General features: G+C 40.8%; 11 protein-coding genes. All 11 read left to right on the forward strand.

Annotated features, from left to right (window positions below; all coding sequences use genetic code 11):
- The first annotated feature begins 2 nt into the window (after positions 1-2).
- The 11 genes from AAEU29_RS19310 to tldD all read left to right on the forward strand — a co-directional run bounded on the left by AAEU29_RS19310 (position 3) and on the right by tldD (position 17433).
- Positions 3-446 carry an agglutinin biogenesis protein MshP gene (locus tag AAEU29_RS19310; protein ID WP_421974840.1) on the forward strand — a complete coding sequence of 148 codons (444 nt, stop codon included), beginning with the start codon at positions 3-5 and terminating at the stop codon, positions 444-446.
- Positions 421-4467: a LamG-like jellyroll fold domain-containing protein gene (locus AAEU29_RS19315; RefSeq protein ID WP_421974841.1), complete on the forward strand. Its 4047-nt coding sequence runs from the start codon at positions 421-423 to the stop codon at positions 4465-4467. The genes AAEU29_RS19310 and AAEU29_RS19315 overlap by 26 nt, the downstream gene beginning before the upstream one ends.
- A gap of 299 nt (positions 4468-4766) precedes the next feature.
- On the forward strand, positions 4767-6755 hold the full coding sequence (locus AAEU29_RS19320; protein WP_421974842.1) for an SUMF1/EgtB/PvdO family nonheme iron enzyme: 1989 nt from the start codon (positions 4767-4769) through the stop codon (positions 6753-6755).
- 83 nt (positions 6756-6838) lie between these two features.
- Positions 6839-7882 carry a rod shape-determining protein gene (locus AAEU29_RS19325; protein WP_038639386.1) on the forward strand — a complete coding sequence of 348 codons (1044 nt, stop codon included), beginning with the start codon at positions 6839-6841 and terminating at the stop codon, positions 7880-7882.
- 40 nt (positions 7883-7922) lie between these two features.
- Positions 7923-8756 carry a rod shape-determining protein MreC gene (gene mreC, locus AAEU29_RS19330; protein WP_421974843.1) on the forward strand — a complete coding sequence of 278 codons (834 nt, stop codon included), beginning with the start codon at positions 7923-7925 and terminating at the stop codon, positions 8754-8756.
- On the forward strand, positions 8749-9225 hold the full coding sequence (gene mreD, locus AAEU29_RS19335; RefSeq protein WP_421974844.1) for a rod shape-determining protein MreD: 477 nt from the start codon (positions 8749-8751) through the stop codon (positions 9223-9225). Before mreC ends, mreD begins: the two co-directional genes overlap by 8 nt.
- Positions 9225-9800 carry a Maf family protein gene (locus AAEU29_RS19340; RefSeq protein ID WP_421974845.1) on the forward strand — a complete coding sequence of 192 codons (576 nt, stop codon included), beginning with the start codon at positions 9225-9227 and terminating at the stop codon, positions 9798-9800. Before mreD ends, AAEU29_RS19340 begins: the two co-directional genes overlap by 1 nt.
- Entirely contained in the window at positions 9797-11269 is a 1473-nt protein-coding gene (gene rng, locus AAEU29_RS19345; RefSeq protein WP_421974846.1) for a ribonuclease G, read from the forward strand. The genes AAEU29_RS19340 and rng overlap by 4 nt, the downstream gene beginning before the upstream one ends.
- Positions 11269-15171 carry a YhdP family protein gene (locus AAEU29_RS19350; RefSeq protein WP_421974847.1) on the forward strand — a complete coding sequence of 1301 codons (3903 nt, stop codon included), beginning with the start codon at positions 11269-11271 and terminating at the stop codon, positions 15169-15171. Before rng ends, AAEU29_RS19350 begins: the two co-directional genes overlap by 1 nt.
- On the forward strand, positions 15168-15992 hold the full coding sequence (locus AAEU29_RS19355; protein WP_421974848.1) for a carbon-nitrogen hydrolase family protein: 825 nt from the start codon (positions 15168-15170) through the stop codon (positions 15990-15992). The genes AAEU29_RS19350 and AAEU29_RS19355 overlap by 4 nt, the downstream gene beginning before the upstream one ends.
- Positions 15982-17433, forward strand: a complete 1452-nt coding sequence (gene tldD / locus AAEU29_RS19360) for a metalloprotease TldD (protein ID WP_421974849.1) — start codon at positions 15982-15984, stop codon at positions 17431-17433. The genes AAEU29_RS19355 and tldD overlap by 11 nt, the downstream gene beginning before the upstream one ends.
- Positions 17434-17470 lie beyond the last annotated feature (37 nt).

The raw sequence follows: 17470 nt of genomic DNA on the forward strand, positions 1-17470 counted from the left end.
GTATGAAGTTGAAGTTTAAACAACAAGGTAGTTTACTGATTACGTCATTATTTGTGGCCATAGTGTTATTGGCACTTGGTTTAGCCCTGACCCGTGTGATTGAAGGTGGTGCTCAGTCAAATGCTGTGGAATATTATGGCTCCAAAGCATTTTTAACCGCTCAGTCGGGAATTGAATGGAAGCTACAAAAACTATTTCCTTTAGATAACTCTAAAGGTCCATGCGATAACTCGCTGCCGCCAAATAGTTTTAATACAACTAAGTATATGGAAAATTGTCAGTTTATTGAGTTGTCATGCCGCTCGGTAGATGACATTAATGATGCTAACTCAGGTACTGCTTCATCACTGGTTACGGTTTATCGAATTACGAGTACGGCTAGCTGCGATTCGGGTCAATGGACAACACAGAGAAGTATAAATGTTGAAGCAAAAACTCTTAATTAGTTATTTCTGCTTAATTGCTTTATTACCCAGCCTTGCTTGGGCGAATTTACCTGCCTGTGAAGATGTGTTTCCTTCAGGTATTGCAACATTTAATAACGGTAGTGCAATTATTTTAAATAATGCAGAAATTAACGGCCAAACAAATAGTGTAATTGTTACAACCAATCTGGTAGATAGTAATCCAGACGCTTGTGGTTCAAAGTGTGTTGCTTCGGGAACAAATACAGAAACAATTCAAGAACCAAGTTTATCAAACCCTAGTTATAGTATTCCAAGGAACGGTAAGTTATCGGGAGATTATTACTTTTCAGGTACTCTGGTATTAAACCGCCCAAACCTCCGCGTAGTTGGCCCAACACGAATTGTTGTAAAAGGTTCTCTATCGATTTTTGATGATATTGATGTTGCACTTCCTGATGATTTAATTATTTATGTGGAAGGGAGTATTTCAACAGCCAGTAACATTAATGTTGGCGGCTTTGTTTATTCTAAGAGCAATATTGATATAGCACCTAATGTTGATTTTAAAGGCGCTCTTACATCAGGAGCGTCTGTTAGTGTTGGTAGTGGCGCCGATGTAAGTTACCTTGCTCCAAGTATTTTAAACAACTTTACTGGCATTTGTGGTGCCGCCACAGTAGATCCAAACACATCACCCATTGCTGAGTTTCGCTTTGATGAATTTTCATGGTTAAGTGGTGTTAATAATCAAGTGATTGAATCAATCAATGGTACACATGCTACACCATATAATTTGCAACCAAGTGAAGGCAAAATTTGTAATGCAGCTAACTTTGATGATGCTTTAACTAATGCTCGCATCGACTTAGATGAAAACCTAATTAGCGGGCGTGAATTTACGATTTCAGCTTGGCTTAAAAGTAGCTTTACTGGTAGTCAAGTACTAGTATCTGGAGCGCAAAATAATAGCAATGCCAATGAGCTTATATGGTGGCATCCTAGTAGCCAATTATTTGAACCTTGGATCAAGCAAGATCGCGCGTCGCGCATCAATATAAACAACTTTGCCGATGATCAGTGGCGTCATTTTGTTTGGCGACGTAACGGCGACACTTCCTGCTTTTATGTTAATGGTCAGCAAGCAGGGTGTGTTTCAGATCACAGCAATGGTTCACTTAATATTGCGCGGTTAATGCTAGGACAAGAGCAAGATAGTTTGGGTGGTGGCTTTGATGTTAATCAGCGTTTTAGAGGTCTTGTAGACGAGTTATTGTTTTTTGATAAGGCCATTAGTGATACGCAAATTCAAACAATTTATCAAAATCAAAATCAAGGCTTGGGTTGGGATGGTGCAGATCGCGATAATTATTGCGGCGCAAATGGTTGGTGGCAACTAGATAACGATTTTCTCGATGCAAACTTAACAGACCCACATCATTTATTGCCATCTGGAAATCCAACTTTTGGTATTACCTCTCCAGGGCCTGCGAATACCATTGGCAATCAAAGTACCTGTAATTATGCACAATTTGACGGAACCAATTATGCTTCTGTGGATGATAGTGGCGACTTTAACTATCAAGAGCTGACGGTAAGTACATGGGTTTACCCAACAGAAAATCGAAGCGGTTTGCGCAGTTTGGTTTCCAAAGATGAACATTTTGAATTCCACCTTGATCAAAACAATCGTTTATTTTGGTGGTGGCAAAATGCAGCTCGGCAAGAGCGCTCGTTTACTAGTTCGCGTGCAATACCCCTTAACCAATGGACACATGTTGCTGTTGTATATAAGTCAGGTTCTCAGCGAATGTATATAAATGGTATTGCAGATGCCTCTCGTACCTATACCGACGGCTTAGCTGATTCGCCTTGTAAATTCTATATTGGCGTGGATGTAGGTACCAATACATCAAGTCAATGTGGCGGTGTTCGTAGTGATCGCTATTTCAAAGGTCATTTAGATGAAGTAAGAATTTATTCGCGAGCGCTTGTACAATCTGAAATTCAAACAGATATGAATACGGTTAGAACCTGCGACAACCTACCTAGCGTAGACCATTATCGATTAACGTTAAACGATAACACCGGCTTAACTTGTGAAGCTGAAACTATGACAATCGAAGCATGTGCAGATGATACCTGTAGCAGCTATTACCCAAATACAGCAACTGTAGCGTTAGCGACAAGCGGTGGTGGCAGCCTAAGTTGGTTACCTTCAAATCCGTTTACAGTGAACGGTAGTTTGAATGTTAATTTAAATAATACCCAAGCCAGCACAGTATTTTATTCTCTAAACAATGCAACTTCTAACCCTAGTTCTAATTTAAGGTGTTTTGTTGGGGGCAGTGAAGTAACGCTTGCCAACTGCTATACCGAATTTGCCGATACTGGATTTAAACTAAGTACTATAGAAGATCAAATATCAGGTATCCCTTATGCGGCTGAATTAATGGCTGTTAAAAAGAGTGATGATACTGGCGCTTGCGAAAATTTTTTTAGTGGCTCTCAGGTTGTTAACTTCACTAATAACTTTTTGAGGCCAAACACGACTTCCGCGATGACATTTAGTGTTAATAGCACCCCGGTTACAACAAATACTCCTGTAACAGTGAATTTTGATCCTGCTAACAACTACAAAGCTAATGTAGCGTTAAATTACCTTGATGCCGGTGAAATAAGTCTATCGGTGTCTGCAACAGCGCCAAATGGCGCTAACTTAAGTGACACTTCAAATGCTTACGTAGTGCGTCCTCAGCGTTTTAATATTGTTGTGGCTGGTAACCCAAATGCAATCGATGCTGAGAGTACAGTATTTAAAATGGCATCCGAAGATTTTAGTTTTAGCATTGAAGCGCATAATGCGAATGGTGATGTCACAACGAATTTTGATAGTACGGAGATCACGGGAACAGTTTCGCTTTCACATAACTTACAAGCGCCACTAACTGGTATTGAAGGGGTATTGTCGCCAAATGCAGTGCCAACAAACGGCTTTGTATCGGGTGTAGCGACGCTCACTGATGCCAAATTTAATGAAGTCGGGATTATTGAACTGCTTGCTAATCTATCGAGTAGTGATTATTTGAACCATAGTGATGGTGGCATTATCTCTGGTAGTAAAACCAATGTTGGCCGCTTTATTCCTGCGCAATTTACAATGGTTAATCCGCGAGTTACTAGTGGTTGTGGTAGGTTTACCTATTATGGTCAACCATTTGAGCGTTTTAGTTATGAAGTTCACGCTCAAGATACGCTTGGTAATGTGCTTGCCAACTATGTATACAGTGCAACAGTGGCAAATAACTATGCAAAAGCCACCATTGATAATTTGATTGAAAATGATGATCCCGACGCTGCTAAATACAAACCGGCTTCTGAGTTAGCTGCTCGCTATAGTTTAACTGCTTCTGCAATTAACTGGGATAAAGGAAAATTTATCGTAAATAGTGGTGATGTTGTGCTTAATCGAGATGTGGCATCGCTTGCTGCAGGTGGTTCGCCAAGTTCTCCTATGGAACAATTACTTCCTTTAGTTAGATTAACTGACCCCGATGGCAAAGCGCTAAACGACTTAGATCAAGATGCCAATTTGGCAGGTGGCACAACTACCATTTTCGATAGTAAGCGTATTAGTGGTCCATTTGAAATGCGTTTTGGTCGTTATGTTGTAAGTGATAATTACGGCAGTGAATTTGAACACTTACAAATACCAATGAAAGTTGAGTATTGGGATGGTAACAACTTTATTCTTAATCGAGATGATAATTGCAGTTCGTATTTTGAGAGCCGCTTGGTAATTGAAGATAATCACGACACGGTTAATGGTCACGATGGTTCATTTAACAAAGGTACATATGCAACTGGCAATGTCGGTATTCAATTAAAGGCGCCCAATTTACCGCGAACCTTTACTGTCGATTATAGTTCCCCTGAAACCTGGCTGCGTTTCGACTGGAATGGTGATAATAATTATAATGATGCCAATGATAATCCAAGCGGCGTGTTACAATTTGGCCGTTTTAGAGGAAATGATCGTGTTATTTATTGGCGAGAAAACTAAGTGACTTTCGCTTAATGTTATTTAATGAATAACATTAAATTTTTGTCCCTAATTTCGCCTTTAATTACTGAGCTGCAATGATTAAAGTATATAAAAATAGGTTTTTCATTGCCGCAATCTCTTCAGAATCTCAAATCACCTAAGCATGTTTCATTATTTAGTTGAAAATTTGCCATAAAGGCAAGACAAAGCTTGTGTTTTGCATAACAAAAAAATAGCATAAAGCATTAGGGCAATTAACCCTTACAATAAAAACGAAAACAAGAAATCCAAAAATCGGCCGTTTTGGGAATAAATATATGCGATTAGCACCTTTGTCATTAGTGATCTCGCTTAGCCTATTTACTTGGCAAGCACATGGACAAGACACTAATACAGTATCAAGCATTCAAGCTGAGATAGATGTAAAACAGTCTGAATTCAAAGAATTATCAAGTGTTTTAGATAAGCACTTAAAACAAGAAAAACAGCTGCAAGAACAGTTGGAATTACTCCGTGCTCGTTCAATTTCATTAGAAAAAGAACGCAATCAAGCATTAGATGCTATGAATGATTTGTATCGTCGTTTGATTGAAGACCCAACTCTCGATATCAGCGCGGCACAAACGCGTTATCAAAGGGCAATTGCTGATTTACAGCAAAACAAAGATGATATCGATCTACAACTAGTAGCCATTTCTTCTCACCGTAAAGATATCGAAGCTATTCGAGTTTCTAAGCATACTTTAGTAAATACTTTAGAAAGCTTAAAACAACAAAAAAATACGGCACGAGTCGAGCGTTTACGAAATGAATTTACCCGTGAAGGCACTGTAGAAGTAAATCATACAGTTAACTGTAAACGTACTGAAACTCTAGCTGCTTGTGAGCAGCGTGGTCAGTCTCAGGGCTTACAGAAAGCAACTAAACGCTTTATGGACCAAATTTTTGCCAATATTACTGAGCAAAGAGTGGTTGAGCCTAAACGCAATATGTCAGGTGCGCAGGTTCAAGTACTCAGCAGTCACGTTGTAAACAGTTCTTTTAGTGGGCAAGGTAATTACAACACTAATTTAAGTGTAACTATGCGCGGTGAAGTAAATGCAAGCCGCTTGTGTAACTTACTTAATTTAGATAATAGCTTCTGTTCTGATTATGGTTCGGCGATTCCAAATGTCTATCAGCCAGTAATGAATGCTACATACGACGAGCCTGTGGTTCGTTTTAAAGATAATAAAAGCACTCCATCATCGGCAAGCATGGTAACTAATCGTGATACTGTGGAAGTAAAAACGCCAAAAAAGGAGCGTCTTTTTCAGCTAACATTACGCTCAAACGTGCGTGATGACGAAGTTTTTATTAATGGTGTAAGTTATGGTTCAACACGTTTAGATGTATCTCTGCCAGCGGGTAGTTATGACGTGGAAATCCGTAAAACAGGTTACCAAACTTATACCCGTAAAATTGACTTAAAACGCTCGCAAACATTACGTGCTAATTTACGTAAAGAATCCATTGGCAAAGAAAATGTTAAGCAATCTCGCAGTGTTTCAACACCAACAAGTGCTGCAATTACAGCAACGACTATGGCAAGCACTAGCGGTATGATTGTTATCCCTGCCGGTGAGTTTGAAATGGGTGATTTAACAGGTAACGGACTTGCCAATGAGCAGCCTGTTGTTAAAAAAATCCTGAGTGACTCTTATGCCATGAATGAAAAAGAGGTGACGGTAGGTGAATACAACGAATTTGTTGCTGATACCAATTACCAAACTGAGGCTGAAAGTGGGCAAGGGTGTGCATATTATTTAAATGGCGAGCCTGTATGGGAAGCGTCATTAAATTGGAAAAACCCAGGTTACGAGCAAAAAGATAATTTTCCTGTTGTGTGCTTAACTTATTCAGATGCAAAGGCATATGCTGATTGGTTAAGTGGTAAAACAGGTAATTCATATCGCCTACCAACAGAAGTTGAGTGGGAATACGCAGCGCGAGCAGGTACCAAAACAGATTACCCATGGGGTAATGATATTGGTAATAACTTAGCAAACTGCGGTTGGTGTGGTAGCGATTGGTCAAATCAAAGCCCAGCACCAGTAGGTTCATTTAGTGCTAACCGTTTTGGTGTTTACGATACGGTTGGTAATGTGTGGGAGTGGACGCAAAAAACAGCAGGTCGTTCGGATGTTGCTATTCGTGGTGGTGCATGGAACTTTGCGCCAACATTAGCGCGTGCTTCTACTCGTTTAATTTTAGCTACGGATTTTCGTGCTAATTACATTGGTTTTCGTCTAGTGCGTGAGCGCTAGACTTTTAATATTTTAAATTTGAGCGTTTAGTTATTCGATAACAATAAAACTGAGCCTCTTCGTTACAAGGATACCCCAGTTCCATGTTTAAAAAATTACGTGGTCTTTTTTCTAACGATTTATCAATCGATCTCGGAACTGCCAATACACTTATCTATGTGAAAGATCAGGGTATTGTTTTAAATGAACCTTCAGTTGTGGCTATTCGTCATGATAAGCCAGGCGGCCCGAAAAGTGTTGCTTCAGTTGGTCATGAAGCAAAACAAATGCTTGGTCGTACGCCTGGCAACATCAAAGCCATTCGCCCTATGAAAGATGGTGTTATTGCTGATTTCTACGTAACAGAGAAAATGTTGCAACACTTCATTAAGCAAGTACACAACAATAACTTTTTACGCCCAAGTCCGCGTGTTTTAGTGTGTGTGCCATGTGGTGCAACACAGGTTGAAAAGCGTGCAATTCGTGAGTCAGCAATGGGCGCAGGTGCACGTGAAGTATACTTAATTGAAGAACCTATGGCGGCGGCAATTGGTGCAGGTCTTCCAGTATCTGAAGCCACAGGTTCAATGGTTGTTGATATCGGTGGTGGTACAACGGAAGTTGCCATCATTTCATTAAACGGCATTGTTTACTCATCATCAGTTCGCATTGGTGGTGACAAATTTGATGAAGCTATCATCAACTATGTACGTCGCAATTTCGGTAGTCTAATTGGTGAAGCAACAGCCGAGCGCATTAAACACGAGATTGGTTCTGCGTTTAACGGTGATGAAGTAAAAGAGATTGAAGTTCGTGGTCGTAACCTTGCTGAAGGTGTACCACGTTCATTCACGCTAAATTCAACTGAGATTTTAGAAGCGTTACAAGAACCGTTACAAGGCATTGTAAGTGCTGTTATGGTTGCTCTTGAGCAATCACCACCAGAGCTTGCATCAGATATTTCTGCGCATGGTATGGTGTTAACAGGCGGTGGCGCACTTTTAAAAGATTTAGATCGTCTGCTTATGGAAGAAACCGGTATTCCTGTAGTGGTAGCTGAAGATCCACTGACGTGTGTTGCGCGTGGCGGTGGTAAAGCACTTGAAATGATCGATATGCATGGCGGTGATGTGTTTAGCTACGATTAAGTAGCTAACATGACTATTTTGATTGCTCTTTGAGGGCGCAATGAATTTAATTTTTGGTAGAAATACCTCGTTGCAATTACGCTTGGTGATTGCCATTGTGTTAAGCGCGGTATTAATTATCGGCGACCGCTTTACTGATGGTGGCTCCAAAGTTAGGGCTAGCTTAAATACAATTGTTAGCCCTTTGTTTTACCTTGCAAACCTCCCTTATGAAATGTTTCGCGAAGGCAGCAAAAACCTGTCTTCTCACCAGCGCTTAATGGTAGAGAACGATGCTTTACGTGAAGCACAATTGGTACAAAATCAGAAACTACAGCAATACGAATTTTTAAAACTCGAAAACCAAAAGCTGCGTGCATTATTAGGGTCTTCCAAAAAACTTGAAGACCGTAAATTGATTGCACAAGTATTGTCTGTACATTCAAATCCTTATAGTCACCAAGTGTTAATCAACCGTGGTTTACTCGATGACGTGAAAGAAAGTCTCGCAGTAATTGATGACAAAGGTATTGTCGGGCAAGTAACGAGTGTAGGCAGTACGACTAGTCGCGTGCTGTTAATTACTGATACACAGCATGCAACGCCAGTGCGCATTCTACGTAACAATGTGCGTACGGTAGTTGAAGGCATCGGTAAAATAGATCAACTAAGACTGTCACATGTGCCTCACAGTATGGATATTCGCATTGGCGATGTGCTAGTGAGCTCAGGCTTAGGAGGTGTATTTCCCGAAGGTTACCCTGTTGCAACTGTGACTAGTATCAACCGCAATGAGGGAAGACCGTTTTCTGAAGTATATGCCAGCCCAATAGCTGAGCTTGATCGTATTCGCCTGCTGATTTTACTTTGGCGCAATGAGGTAGCCAATGACTAGGCATTTAGGTTTTATTTTATTATCCGTGTTTGTCTCTTTAGTATTGGCACTCATGCCGTTACCGATTGCATTTGAGATGTACCGACCGGATTTAGTACTACTTGTGATTATGTATTGGTCACTAGCGCTACCGCATCGCGTGAATATTGGCTTTGCTTGGATGGCAGGGTTAATAATCGACTTAGCACTTGGTTCACCACTCGGTGTGCGCTCACTCACTTATTCTATCGTAATTTATATTACCGCCAGTAACTATCAGAAAATTCGTAACTTTAGTGTTTGGCAGCAAGCAATGTTAGTCGCGCTTTTCTTGGCGCTTTATTATCTGCTAGTCTTTTGGTTAAACCACTTTTTACTCGATATTTATTTTTTACCTCAGTACCTTTGGCCAGTATTAACAGGCGCATTAGCGTGGCCTTGGTTGTTTTTATTACTGCGAAAATATCGACGCCATTTTAGGATCCGTTAATGCCAACAAAAATTTATCTCGCTTCGGCATCGCCAAGACGAAAGCAGTTGCTCTCACAATTGGATGTTGAGTTTGAACAGTTTGCCACTGATATTGATGAAAGCCAGAAAGAAGGTGAGTCTGCTGAGCTTTTTGTTTGTCGTCTTGCTGAAGAGAAAGCCAGAGCAGGTGTGGCAATTGCCGAGCAAAATTTCCCAGTACTTGGCTCAGATACCATTGTGGTTTTAGACGGTAAGGTACTTGGCAAACCGCAAGATCTTGCTGATGCTGTAGCAACATTATCATCTCTTTCGGGAAAAACGCATCAAGTGATGACTGCTATCGCATTTGCAAATACTAAAGCTGTTAAGTCACAGTTAGTTACGACAGATGTGACATTTAAAGAGTTATCACAGCAAGAAATAAAGGATTACTGCGCTACTAAAGAGCCATTTGATAAAGCCGGTAGTTATGGCATTCAAGGCGGTGCAGGGCGTTTTGTAACACAGCTTAATGGTAGCTACTTTGCGGTAATGGGCTTACCACTTTATGAAACAGAGCAGTTACTAGCAGAATTTATCAAGGAGGGTGTATGAGCTCCGAGTTATTAATTAACGTTACACCCAGTGAGAGCCGTGTTGCACTGATTGAAAATGGTGTGCTACAAGAAGTGCAGCTTGAGCGAGAAGGTAATCTTGGAATTGTAGGCAATATTTACCTTGGTAAAGTCAGCCGTGTATTACCGGGAATGCAGGCTGCTTTTGTTGATATTGGCTTAGAAAAAGCGGCTTTTTTACATGCCTCAGACATTGTAAATAGTACCTCGATTGCCGAAGGTGTAGACGATCAGCCAATCAAAAAAGTACAAGATATTCGTGAGCTTGTTAGGCAAGGGCAATACATTATGGTGCAAGTGGTTAAAGATCCGCTTGGTACTAAAGGTGCCCGCTTAACAACCGATATCACAATTCCATCGCGGTATTTGGTATTTATGCCAGACGCCACGCACGTTGGTGTATCGCAGCGCATTGAAAGTGAAGATGAACGTGAACGCTTAAAAAAAATCGTAGCGCCGTTTCATGATCAAGAAGGTGGCTTTATTGTGCGTACAGCTGCAGAAGGCGCAACCGAAGCTGAACTAGAACATGACGCTAAATTTCTAAAAAAACTGTGGCATAAAATTGCTAAAAAACGCAAAAAAACGCGTAAAGAGTCAATTTTACATGAGGACTTAACCTTAGCATTTCGTACCTTACGCGATTATGTTGGTGAGGATATGGAGCGCATTCGCGTTGACTCAAAGCTGACTTATCAGCAATTAACAGCCTTCACAGAAGAATTTGTACCTGAGCTGGCAAAAGCGCTTGAGTATTATCCAGGTGAGCGCCCAATTTTTGACTTGTTTAGCGTAGAACATGAGATTCAAAAAGCGCTAGAACGTAAGGTTGAATTAAAGTCGGGTGGTTATTTGATTTTTGATCAAACAGAAGCCATGACTACGGTTGATGTAAATACTGGTGCCTTTGTTGGTCATCGCAACCTCGAAGAAACCATTTTCAATACAAATATTGAAGCGACCCAAGCGATTGCAAGGCAACTCCGTTTACGTAATTTGGGCGGCATTATCATCATTGATTTTATCGATATGGCGAGTGCTGAACATAAACGCCGCGTGTTGCACAGCTTAGAAACAGCAATGGCACCGGATCGCGCAAAAACCAATATCAATGGCTTTTCAGCGCTTGGTCTTGTGGAAATGACTCGCAAACGTACGCGAGAAAGCTTAGAGCATATTTTGTGTGGTGAATGCCCTGTGTGTAAGGGCCGTGGCGCATTAAAAACAGTTGAAACTGTGTGCTATGAAATCTTACGAGAAATAGTAAGGGTAAATCGCGCTTACGATGCCACCAAATTTGTGGTCTACGCATCGCCAGCAGTGAGTGAAGCACTTATAAATGATGAATATCATAACCTAGCTGAGCTTGAACTTTTTATAAAGAAACAAGTCAGTATTCAAACAGAAAGCTTGTATAATCAAGAGCAGTTTGATGTGGTGATGATGTAGTGCAAAAAGTAAGGCACGCCTGTTTTTGGTGTTTACGTAAAATTTGGCAAATATTCGCGATCAGCCTTGTGCTGGTCGCTGTGCTTGTGTCGTTGTTAAAATACAGCTTGCCTTATGCTAATGATTATAAAGGTGAAATTGAATCGTTATTAACTGAGCAGGTCGGTACTAACATTGCTATTGGTTCAATTTCCGCGGGCTGGGAGCATACTGGACCTGCACTAGTACTCAATCAAGTTTCATTCGGTAAAGAGCAATCGCTAGCGCTTGGCTTGTATGTCGAGCAATCACGTCTACATGTTAATGTTTGGCAATCAGTTTTACAGCGCAGATTAGTATCAAACTACTTTGTGCTCTCTGGATTAATTGCCAAGATTGATCTAAACCAGCCTATGCCTAGCCGTGAACAAAGTGCGGACGGTGCCAACTTAATCGATGTACTCGAAACCCTTTTTCTTGCTGAAAGTGGGCATTTTGCGGTCGAAAATAGTCAATTATTTATTAAAACTAAGCGCAATGAAAACCGCCAAATTGCGGTAGAGCGTGTGACTTGGCAAAACCGTAATACTCAGCATCAAGGTGTTGGCTACATCACTTTACCGGGGATTTCAGACAACCGTTTAGAAGTGATTTTAGATTTATACGGTGAGCATTTTTCAGAGTCGTTTGGCACTTTGTTTGTTGAGAGTAAGCAACTCAATGCCAGTAGTTGGCTGCAAGATGTGTTATCAGAAAAAGTTTCTGGGGTTAAAAGTGATATTAACTTCAAAGCTTGGGCGCGCTTTAAAGAGTTTAAAATCGAAAATGTGCAACTTGATTGGGCACCAAGCCAAATAACCTGGCAGCAAGCAAAAGATAAAAAGTCACTTCAAATAAACAGTGGTACCTTTCGCCTTCGCCCAAATAATGATGCTTGGATGCTTGAAACTTCAGAGCTGAGTATTGGTGCAAATCAAAGTCAGTGGCCAACATTTGGCGGCAAACTTAAATTTCTTGGTGATAATTTGGTTGCTCACTGGCGAGATTTTCCACTTGCGTTAGTCAGTGATATTGCTCCATTAATGCCTTTTGATGAAATTCATTTTGCCGAAGAATTAAAGCTCAATGGCAGCATTCCAGAGTTATATATTCGTTATCACAACCAGCAAGATTACTTTGTAACAGGTAAAGCTGAGGGGCTTTCATGGCAACATTATCAAGGCATTCCTGGGGTACAGAACCTTGCACTTGAGTTTGTTGCAGATCAGCAGGCAGCTAAGTTAAGCATTCAGGGCAGTGATGACTACTTGATGACAGGCGAGTTATTCTCGCGCGCTATTCCATATCAGCAGTTGGATATATCAATCGATTTTATCAAGCAGGCTGAGGGGTGGCAGGTTCAAAGTGACACCATCTGGCTACATAACGAAGAGCTTACATTTGCTGCAGAGTTCTCACTTGATTTGTATGCTCAAACAGAGCTTAGTTTATACGCTGAAATGCAAGGCCCTGAAGTACTCAAAGCTCGTCATTACTTCCCTCGTGGTTATATGCCACAAGGCACAATAGATTATTTAAATCGCTCACTACGTGGCGGTCGTATTGATTTAGCTAAAGTGCTTTGGCAAGGTAAGTTAAGTGATTTTCCATACCGAGAGCATAATGGGCGTTTTTTAGTTGATGCAAAGGTAACTGACGCAACATTTAATTTTAATCAATCTTGGCCAGATATAACTGACCTTGAAGCTGATTTGATATTCTCAAATGAGCGTATGGATATTGTCTCTAAGCAAGGTGAATTTGCGGGCCTACGCTTGGGGCAAGGGGTAGTTGTTAGTATTGATGACTTATCTCATGCAAATATGCTGAATGTTGATATTGAAACAATACAACAAGCTGAAAAATTACAGCCATTCTTTGCCGCTACCCCATTAAATAACTCGGTTGGCGCAGTGCTTGAGACAATTCAAGGACAAGGTCAAGTTATTGGCAAAACACGCATTCAGGTGCCGCTTGGTAAAAAAGCGGGTAAAAATGGAAAAGTGGATGTGACTGGATCTGTCGATTTTTCAAATACACCAATTTACATTGCTAAGCCAGGTATTCCATTTAAAAACTTAAATGGTACGCTAAACTTTCATAACAGTGATATCACCCTTAAAAATGCTAATGCAACGTGGCTGGATATGCCATTTAACTTTAGTTTGGAAGGTAAACCAAGTGGCGAGAATTACGCACTTTCACTAAGCGGCGATGCACTGTGGCAAATTAAAGACATTGTTAAACATACCCAGGGTGTAATGGATGGGTATTTAACCGGCGTTGTTCCGTTTGATATTGCATTTGATATGACCTTGAAACCGCAAGGCTTTAATTATAATGCCAGTGCAAATTCAAACTTGATTGGGTTGGGCACTAACTTACCAGTTCCTTACAGCAAGAAAAGTGATGAAATTTGGCCGCTTGCGTTAACTGTTCAAGGTGATGAAATTTCGAACTTGGTTACCGCTAATATCAACAAGCAGTTATTTTTCAATAGCATTATTGATAACCGTGAAGGCAAAGTTACTAATGCGCATTTAATTGTCGGTGAAAAAGATTTGGGCATTAATGCTTCAGGTTTTGATGTGTCGGTGCATTTAGCTAAAGCCGATATTGTTGAGTGGATCCCATTTATTGATCACTTAATTACTACTCCGAGTGAATCAAGTAATACAAATCAGGTATTTCCTTCATTAAAAGCAGTAAACGCGAATATTGATTATGCAACGTTATCTGAAATTGAGTTTAATGATTTAGATATAAATTTAACGGCTCTTGCGCAATCAACGCAGCTAAAAATTAATGGTAAAGAAGTGCGTGCTGAAGTGAGTATTCCCCGCGTACTAGCACAGCGTCCTGTGTATATTGAGGCAGATTACTTAAGGCTTAACTTTAAACAACAAGAAAAAGTGCAAGTTGGTTTAGCACCACTCGATAGTTTTGACGGCCCGAAAGATAATCAATGGTTGATGCATTTACCCGCCATTCGTTTTAACTGTGCAGATTGCAAAATTGATACTTATCAACTGGATAAAGTCATTCTAGATTTAGACCCTGCAGACAATGGTTTACTGATAAGCCAATTGAATATTAATAAAGGTAAGCATCAGTTTATTGGGCAGGGCAGTTGGCAAAAACAAAAAACTAACCTTGCTGGCAAGCTTGTTAGTAAAGATATTGGTGAGCTAACTGACGAGTTTGATTTAACTAGTTCAATTAAAGAATCAAACGCCGAAATAGATATCGATTTAGCTTGGTATGGCACGCCATATGAGTTCAATACTGAATCACTGTCGGGTGATTTAAAGTGGCGCTTAGGCGATGGCTATATTACCGATATAAGCGACGGGGGCGCGCGTGTTTTCTCGCTGCTAAGTCTTGATTCATTAGTGCGAAAACTAAAGCTCGACTTCCGCGATGTATTTGCAAAAGGGTTTTTCTACAACAGTATGAAAGGCACCATGCAAATTGATAAAGGGGTTGCTTACACTAAGGATGCAGAGCTCAACGGTGTACCAGCCGATTTAACAATTAAGGGCTATGCGGACTTAAATACCCGAAAAATCGATTACACCATGTGGGTTGCACCTGAAGTGACCTCAAGCATTCCAGTGATTGTTGCTTGGATGGTCAACCCGGTAACTGGATTAGCTGCGCTTGCTATCGATAAAGTGCTGCATTCTGCAAGGGTAATTTCAGAGATTGAATACACCATTACTGGCACATTTGAAGAGCCCGTTGTAACTGAAAAAGGTAAGAAAAGTCGTGAGATTGAAATCCCTCAACCAAAACAAGATGACTTACCTGAAGAAAAGAAAGTGGTCCCTATGACTGAAGAGTCGCAATCGAGTGAACAAAGTACACAGGAGCAAACCCAATGATTGCAGTATTACAATGGACGGTAAGCTCAGTACCAGATAAAAACCTTGCTTATTTGCGCCAAGAGCTCAATCAGCTTCGCTACAAATACAAAAATGAAGAATTACTTGTTTGCCTACCTGAAGGCTTTGCCTGTTTTGATGCCGAGCCGAGTGAATTAATGGCTTTTGCACATGCGAGCCAACCATTTATTCGCGAAGTTTGTGGTCTTGCTAAAGAATATAATGTTTGGCTTAGTGCTGGCACCATTCCCATCGGTGACGGTGATAAATATTACGCTGCATCACTGCTTATAGACTCATCTGGTGAACTAGTTGCTCGCTACAATAAAATTCATTTATTTGATGTAGACGTAAATGATAGTAAAAAAAATTACCGTGAATCGAATTCAACCAAAGCGGGTAAAGAGCTTGTTGTGGTTGATACGCCGTTTGGAAAAATAGGCTTAACAGTTTGTTACGATATGCGTTTTCCTGGGCTATTCAGTGCCCTTAGAGCGCGCGGTGCTGATATTATTCTAGTACCTTCGGCATTTACAGTTCCCACCGGAAAAGCACATTGGCTGCCTCTTTTACAAGCCAGAGCAATTGAAAATCAAGTATTTATCGTAGCAGCTGCAACAACAGGTACACACGACCGAAGGCGCGAAACCTATGGTCATAGTGTGGTGATATCGCCGTGGGGTGAAATTGAAGCGATGTTAGCAACAGAGCCAAACAATATCGTATACTTACCCAATATGGATAAATTGACAGAAATTAGGCAAAACATGCCGTTGATGTCACATAACCAATTTAATTATGAGTTTAAACATGAGCAATAACGTAGAACAGCATTTATTAACGCAAAGCGGTCTTTCTCGCCAAGATTTGCTCGATAGTTTGTCTTTAATTCAAGAACATCAAATTGATTATGCCGATTTGTACTTTCAGTCAAGTCACCATGAATCTTGGGTACTTGAAGATGGTATTGTAAAAGATGGAAGCTACAACATTGAGCGCGGCGTGGGTGTTAGAGCGATTTCAGGTGAAAAAACGGGTTTTTCTTACTCTGATGCCATTAACAAAAATGCGATTACTCAAGCTGCACTTGCAGCAAGAACCGTTGCCGATAAAAACAGTGCTGAAGTTACCACAAGTAAAATTCAGGTGGTAGAACTAGATAAGCATATTATCCAACCGATTATGCCAATCAGCAGTTTAAAAGATAGCGAGAAGATTGACTTACTTAAACAAGTGGATGCTTACATCCGTCAAATTGCGCCAAATGCATCGCAAGTGGTATGTTCGATGGCCGCTGTGTATGAAGAAATATTGATTGCCGCAAGTGATGGTACCTTCGCCACAGATATTCGCCCACTTATTCGCTTGAATATTTCAGTGTTATTAGAGCAAGACGGCAAGCGTGAGCGCGGCAGTGCTGGCGGTGGTGCACGTTTAGATTATGGTTATTTTTACGAATTAGTAGATGGAAAGCCGCGCTGGATGAGTTATGCCGATGAAGCGGTGCGCCTTGCTAACGTTAATTTACATGCGGTAGAAGCGCCAGCGGGTACTATGCCTGTAGTGCTTGGTGGCGGTTGGCCTGGTGTACTATTACATGAAGCAGTTGGCCATGGTTTAGAAGGTGATTTTAACCGTAAAGGCTCATCTGCATTCAGTGGCAAGGTAGGACAACAAGTAGCTTCTAGCTTATGTACCGTTGTTGATGATGGCACAATAGATAACCGCCGTGGTTCGCTTAATGTGGATGATGAAGGGGTTGCTGCGGGCTATAACGTGCTAATTGAAAACGGTGTGCTGAAAGGCTATATGCAAGATAAACTAAATGCGCGCTTAATGGGTGTTGCACCTACGGGCAATGGTCGTCGAGAGTCTTATGCCCATTTACCTATGCCGCGTATGACTAATACGTACATGTTACCTGGTGAAAGTACGCAACAAGAAATTATCGAAAGTGTTGAAAATGGTATTTTCGCGACAAACTTTGCTGGTGGCCAAGTAGATATTACTTCGGGTAAATTTGTGTTCTCGGCATCAGAAGCGTACTTGATTAAAGATGGCAAAGTAACACAACCAATCAAAGGAGCTACTCTTATTGGTAACGGCCCAGACGTAATGCATAAAATCTCAATGGTAGGTAATGACTTATCACTTGATAATGGCGTTGGCGTTTGCGGCAAAGATGGTCAAAGTGTGCCAGTTGGTGTTGGTCAACCTAGCCTTAAAATTGATGAATTAACAGTGGGTGGCACAGCTGCTTAAATTGTTATTCTGATTTTTAAAAAAGAAAAACGCTGCA

This window comes from Pseudoalteromonas aquimarina (assembly GCF_049257255.1).
Taxonomy (GTDB): domain Bacteria; phylum Pseudomonadota; class Gammaproteobacteria; order Enterobacterales; family Alteromonadaceae; genus Pseudoalteromonas.

Bases quoted from the DNA above. Each gene is read 5' to 3' on its own strand.
- AAEU29_RS19310 (WP_421974840.1), top strand. From the start codon at position 3: ATGAAGTTGAAGTTTAAACAACAAGGTAGTTTACTGATTACGTCATTA.
- AAEU29_RS19315 (WP_421974841.1), top strand. From the start codon at position 421: ATGTTGAAGCAAAAACTCTTAATTAGTTATTTCTGCTTAATTGCTTTA.
- AAEU29_RS19320 (WP_421974842.1), top strand. From the start codon at position 4,767: ATGCGATTAGCACCTTTGTCATTAGTGATCTCGCTTAGCCTATTTACT.
- AAEU29_RS19325 (WP_038639386.1), top strand. From the start codon at position 6,839: ATGTTTAAAAAATTACGTGGTCTTTTTTCTAACGATTTATCAATCGAT.
- mreC (WP_421974843.1), top strand. From the start codon at position 7,923: ATGAATTTAATTTTTGGTAGAAATACCTCGTTGCAATTACGCTTGGTG.
- mreD (WP_421974844.1), top strand. From the start codon at position 8,749: ATGACTAGGCATTTAGGTTTTATTTTATTATCCGTGTTTGTCTCTTTA.
- AAEU29_RS19340 (WP_421974845.1), top strand. From the start codon at position 9,225: ATGCCAACAAAAATTTATCTCGCTTCGGCATCGCCAAGACGAAAGCAG.
- rng (WP_421974846.1), top strand. From the start codon at position 9,797: ATGAGCTCCGAGTTATTAATTAACGTTACACCCAGTGAGAGCCGTGTT.
- AAEU29_RS19355 (WP_421974848.1), top strand. From the start codon at position 15,168: ATGATTGCAGTATTACAATGGACGGTAAGCTCAGTACCAGATAAAAAC.
- tldD (WP_421974849.1), top strand. From the start codon at position 15,982: ATGAGCAATAACGTAGAACAGCATTTATTAACGCAAAGCGGTCTTTCT.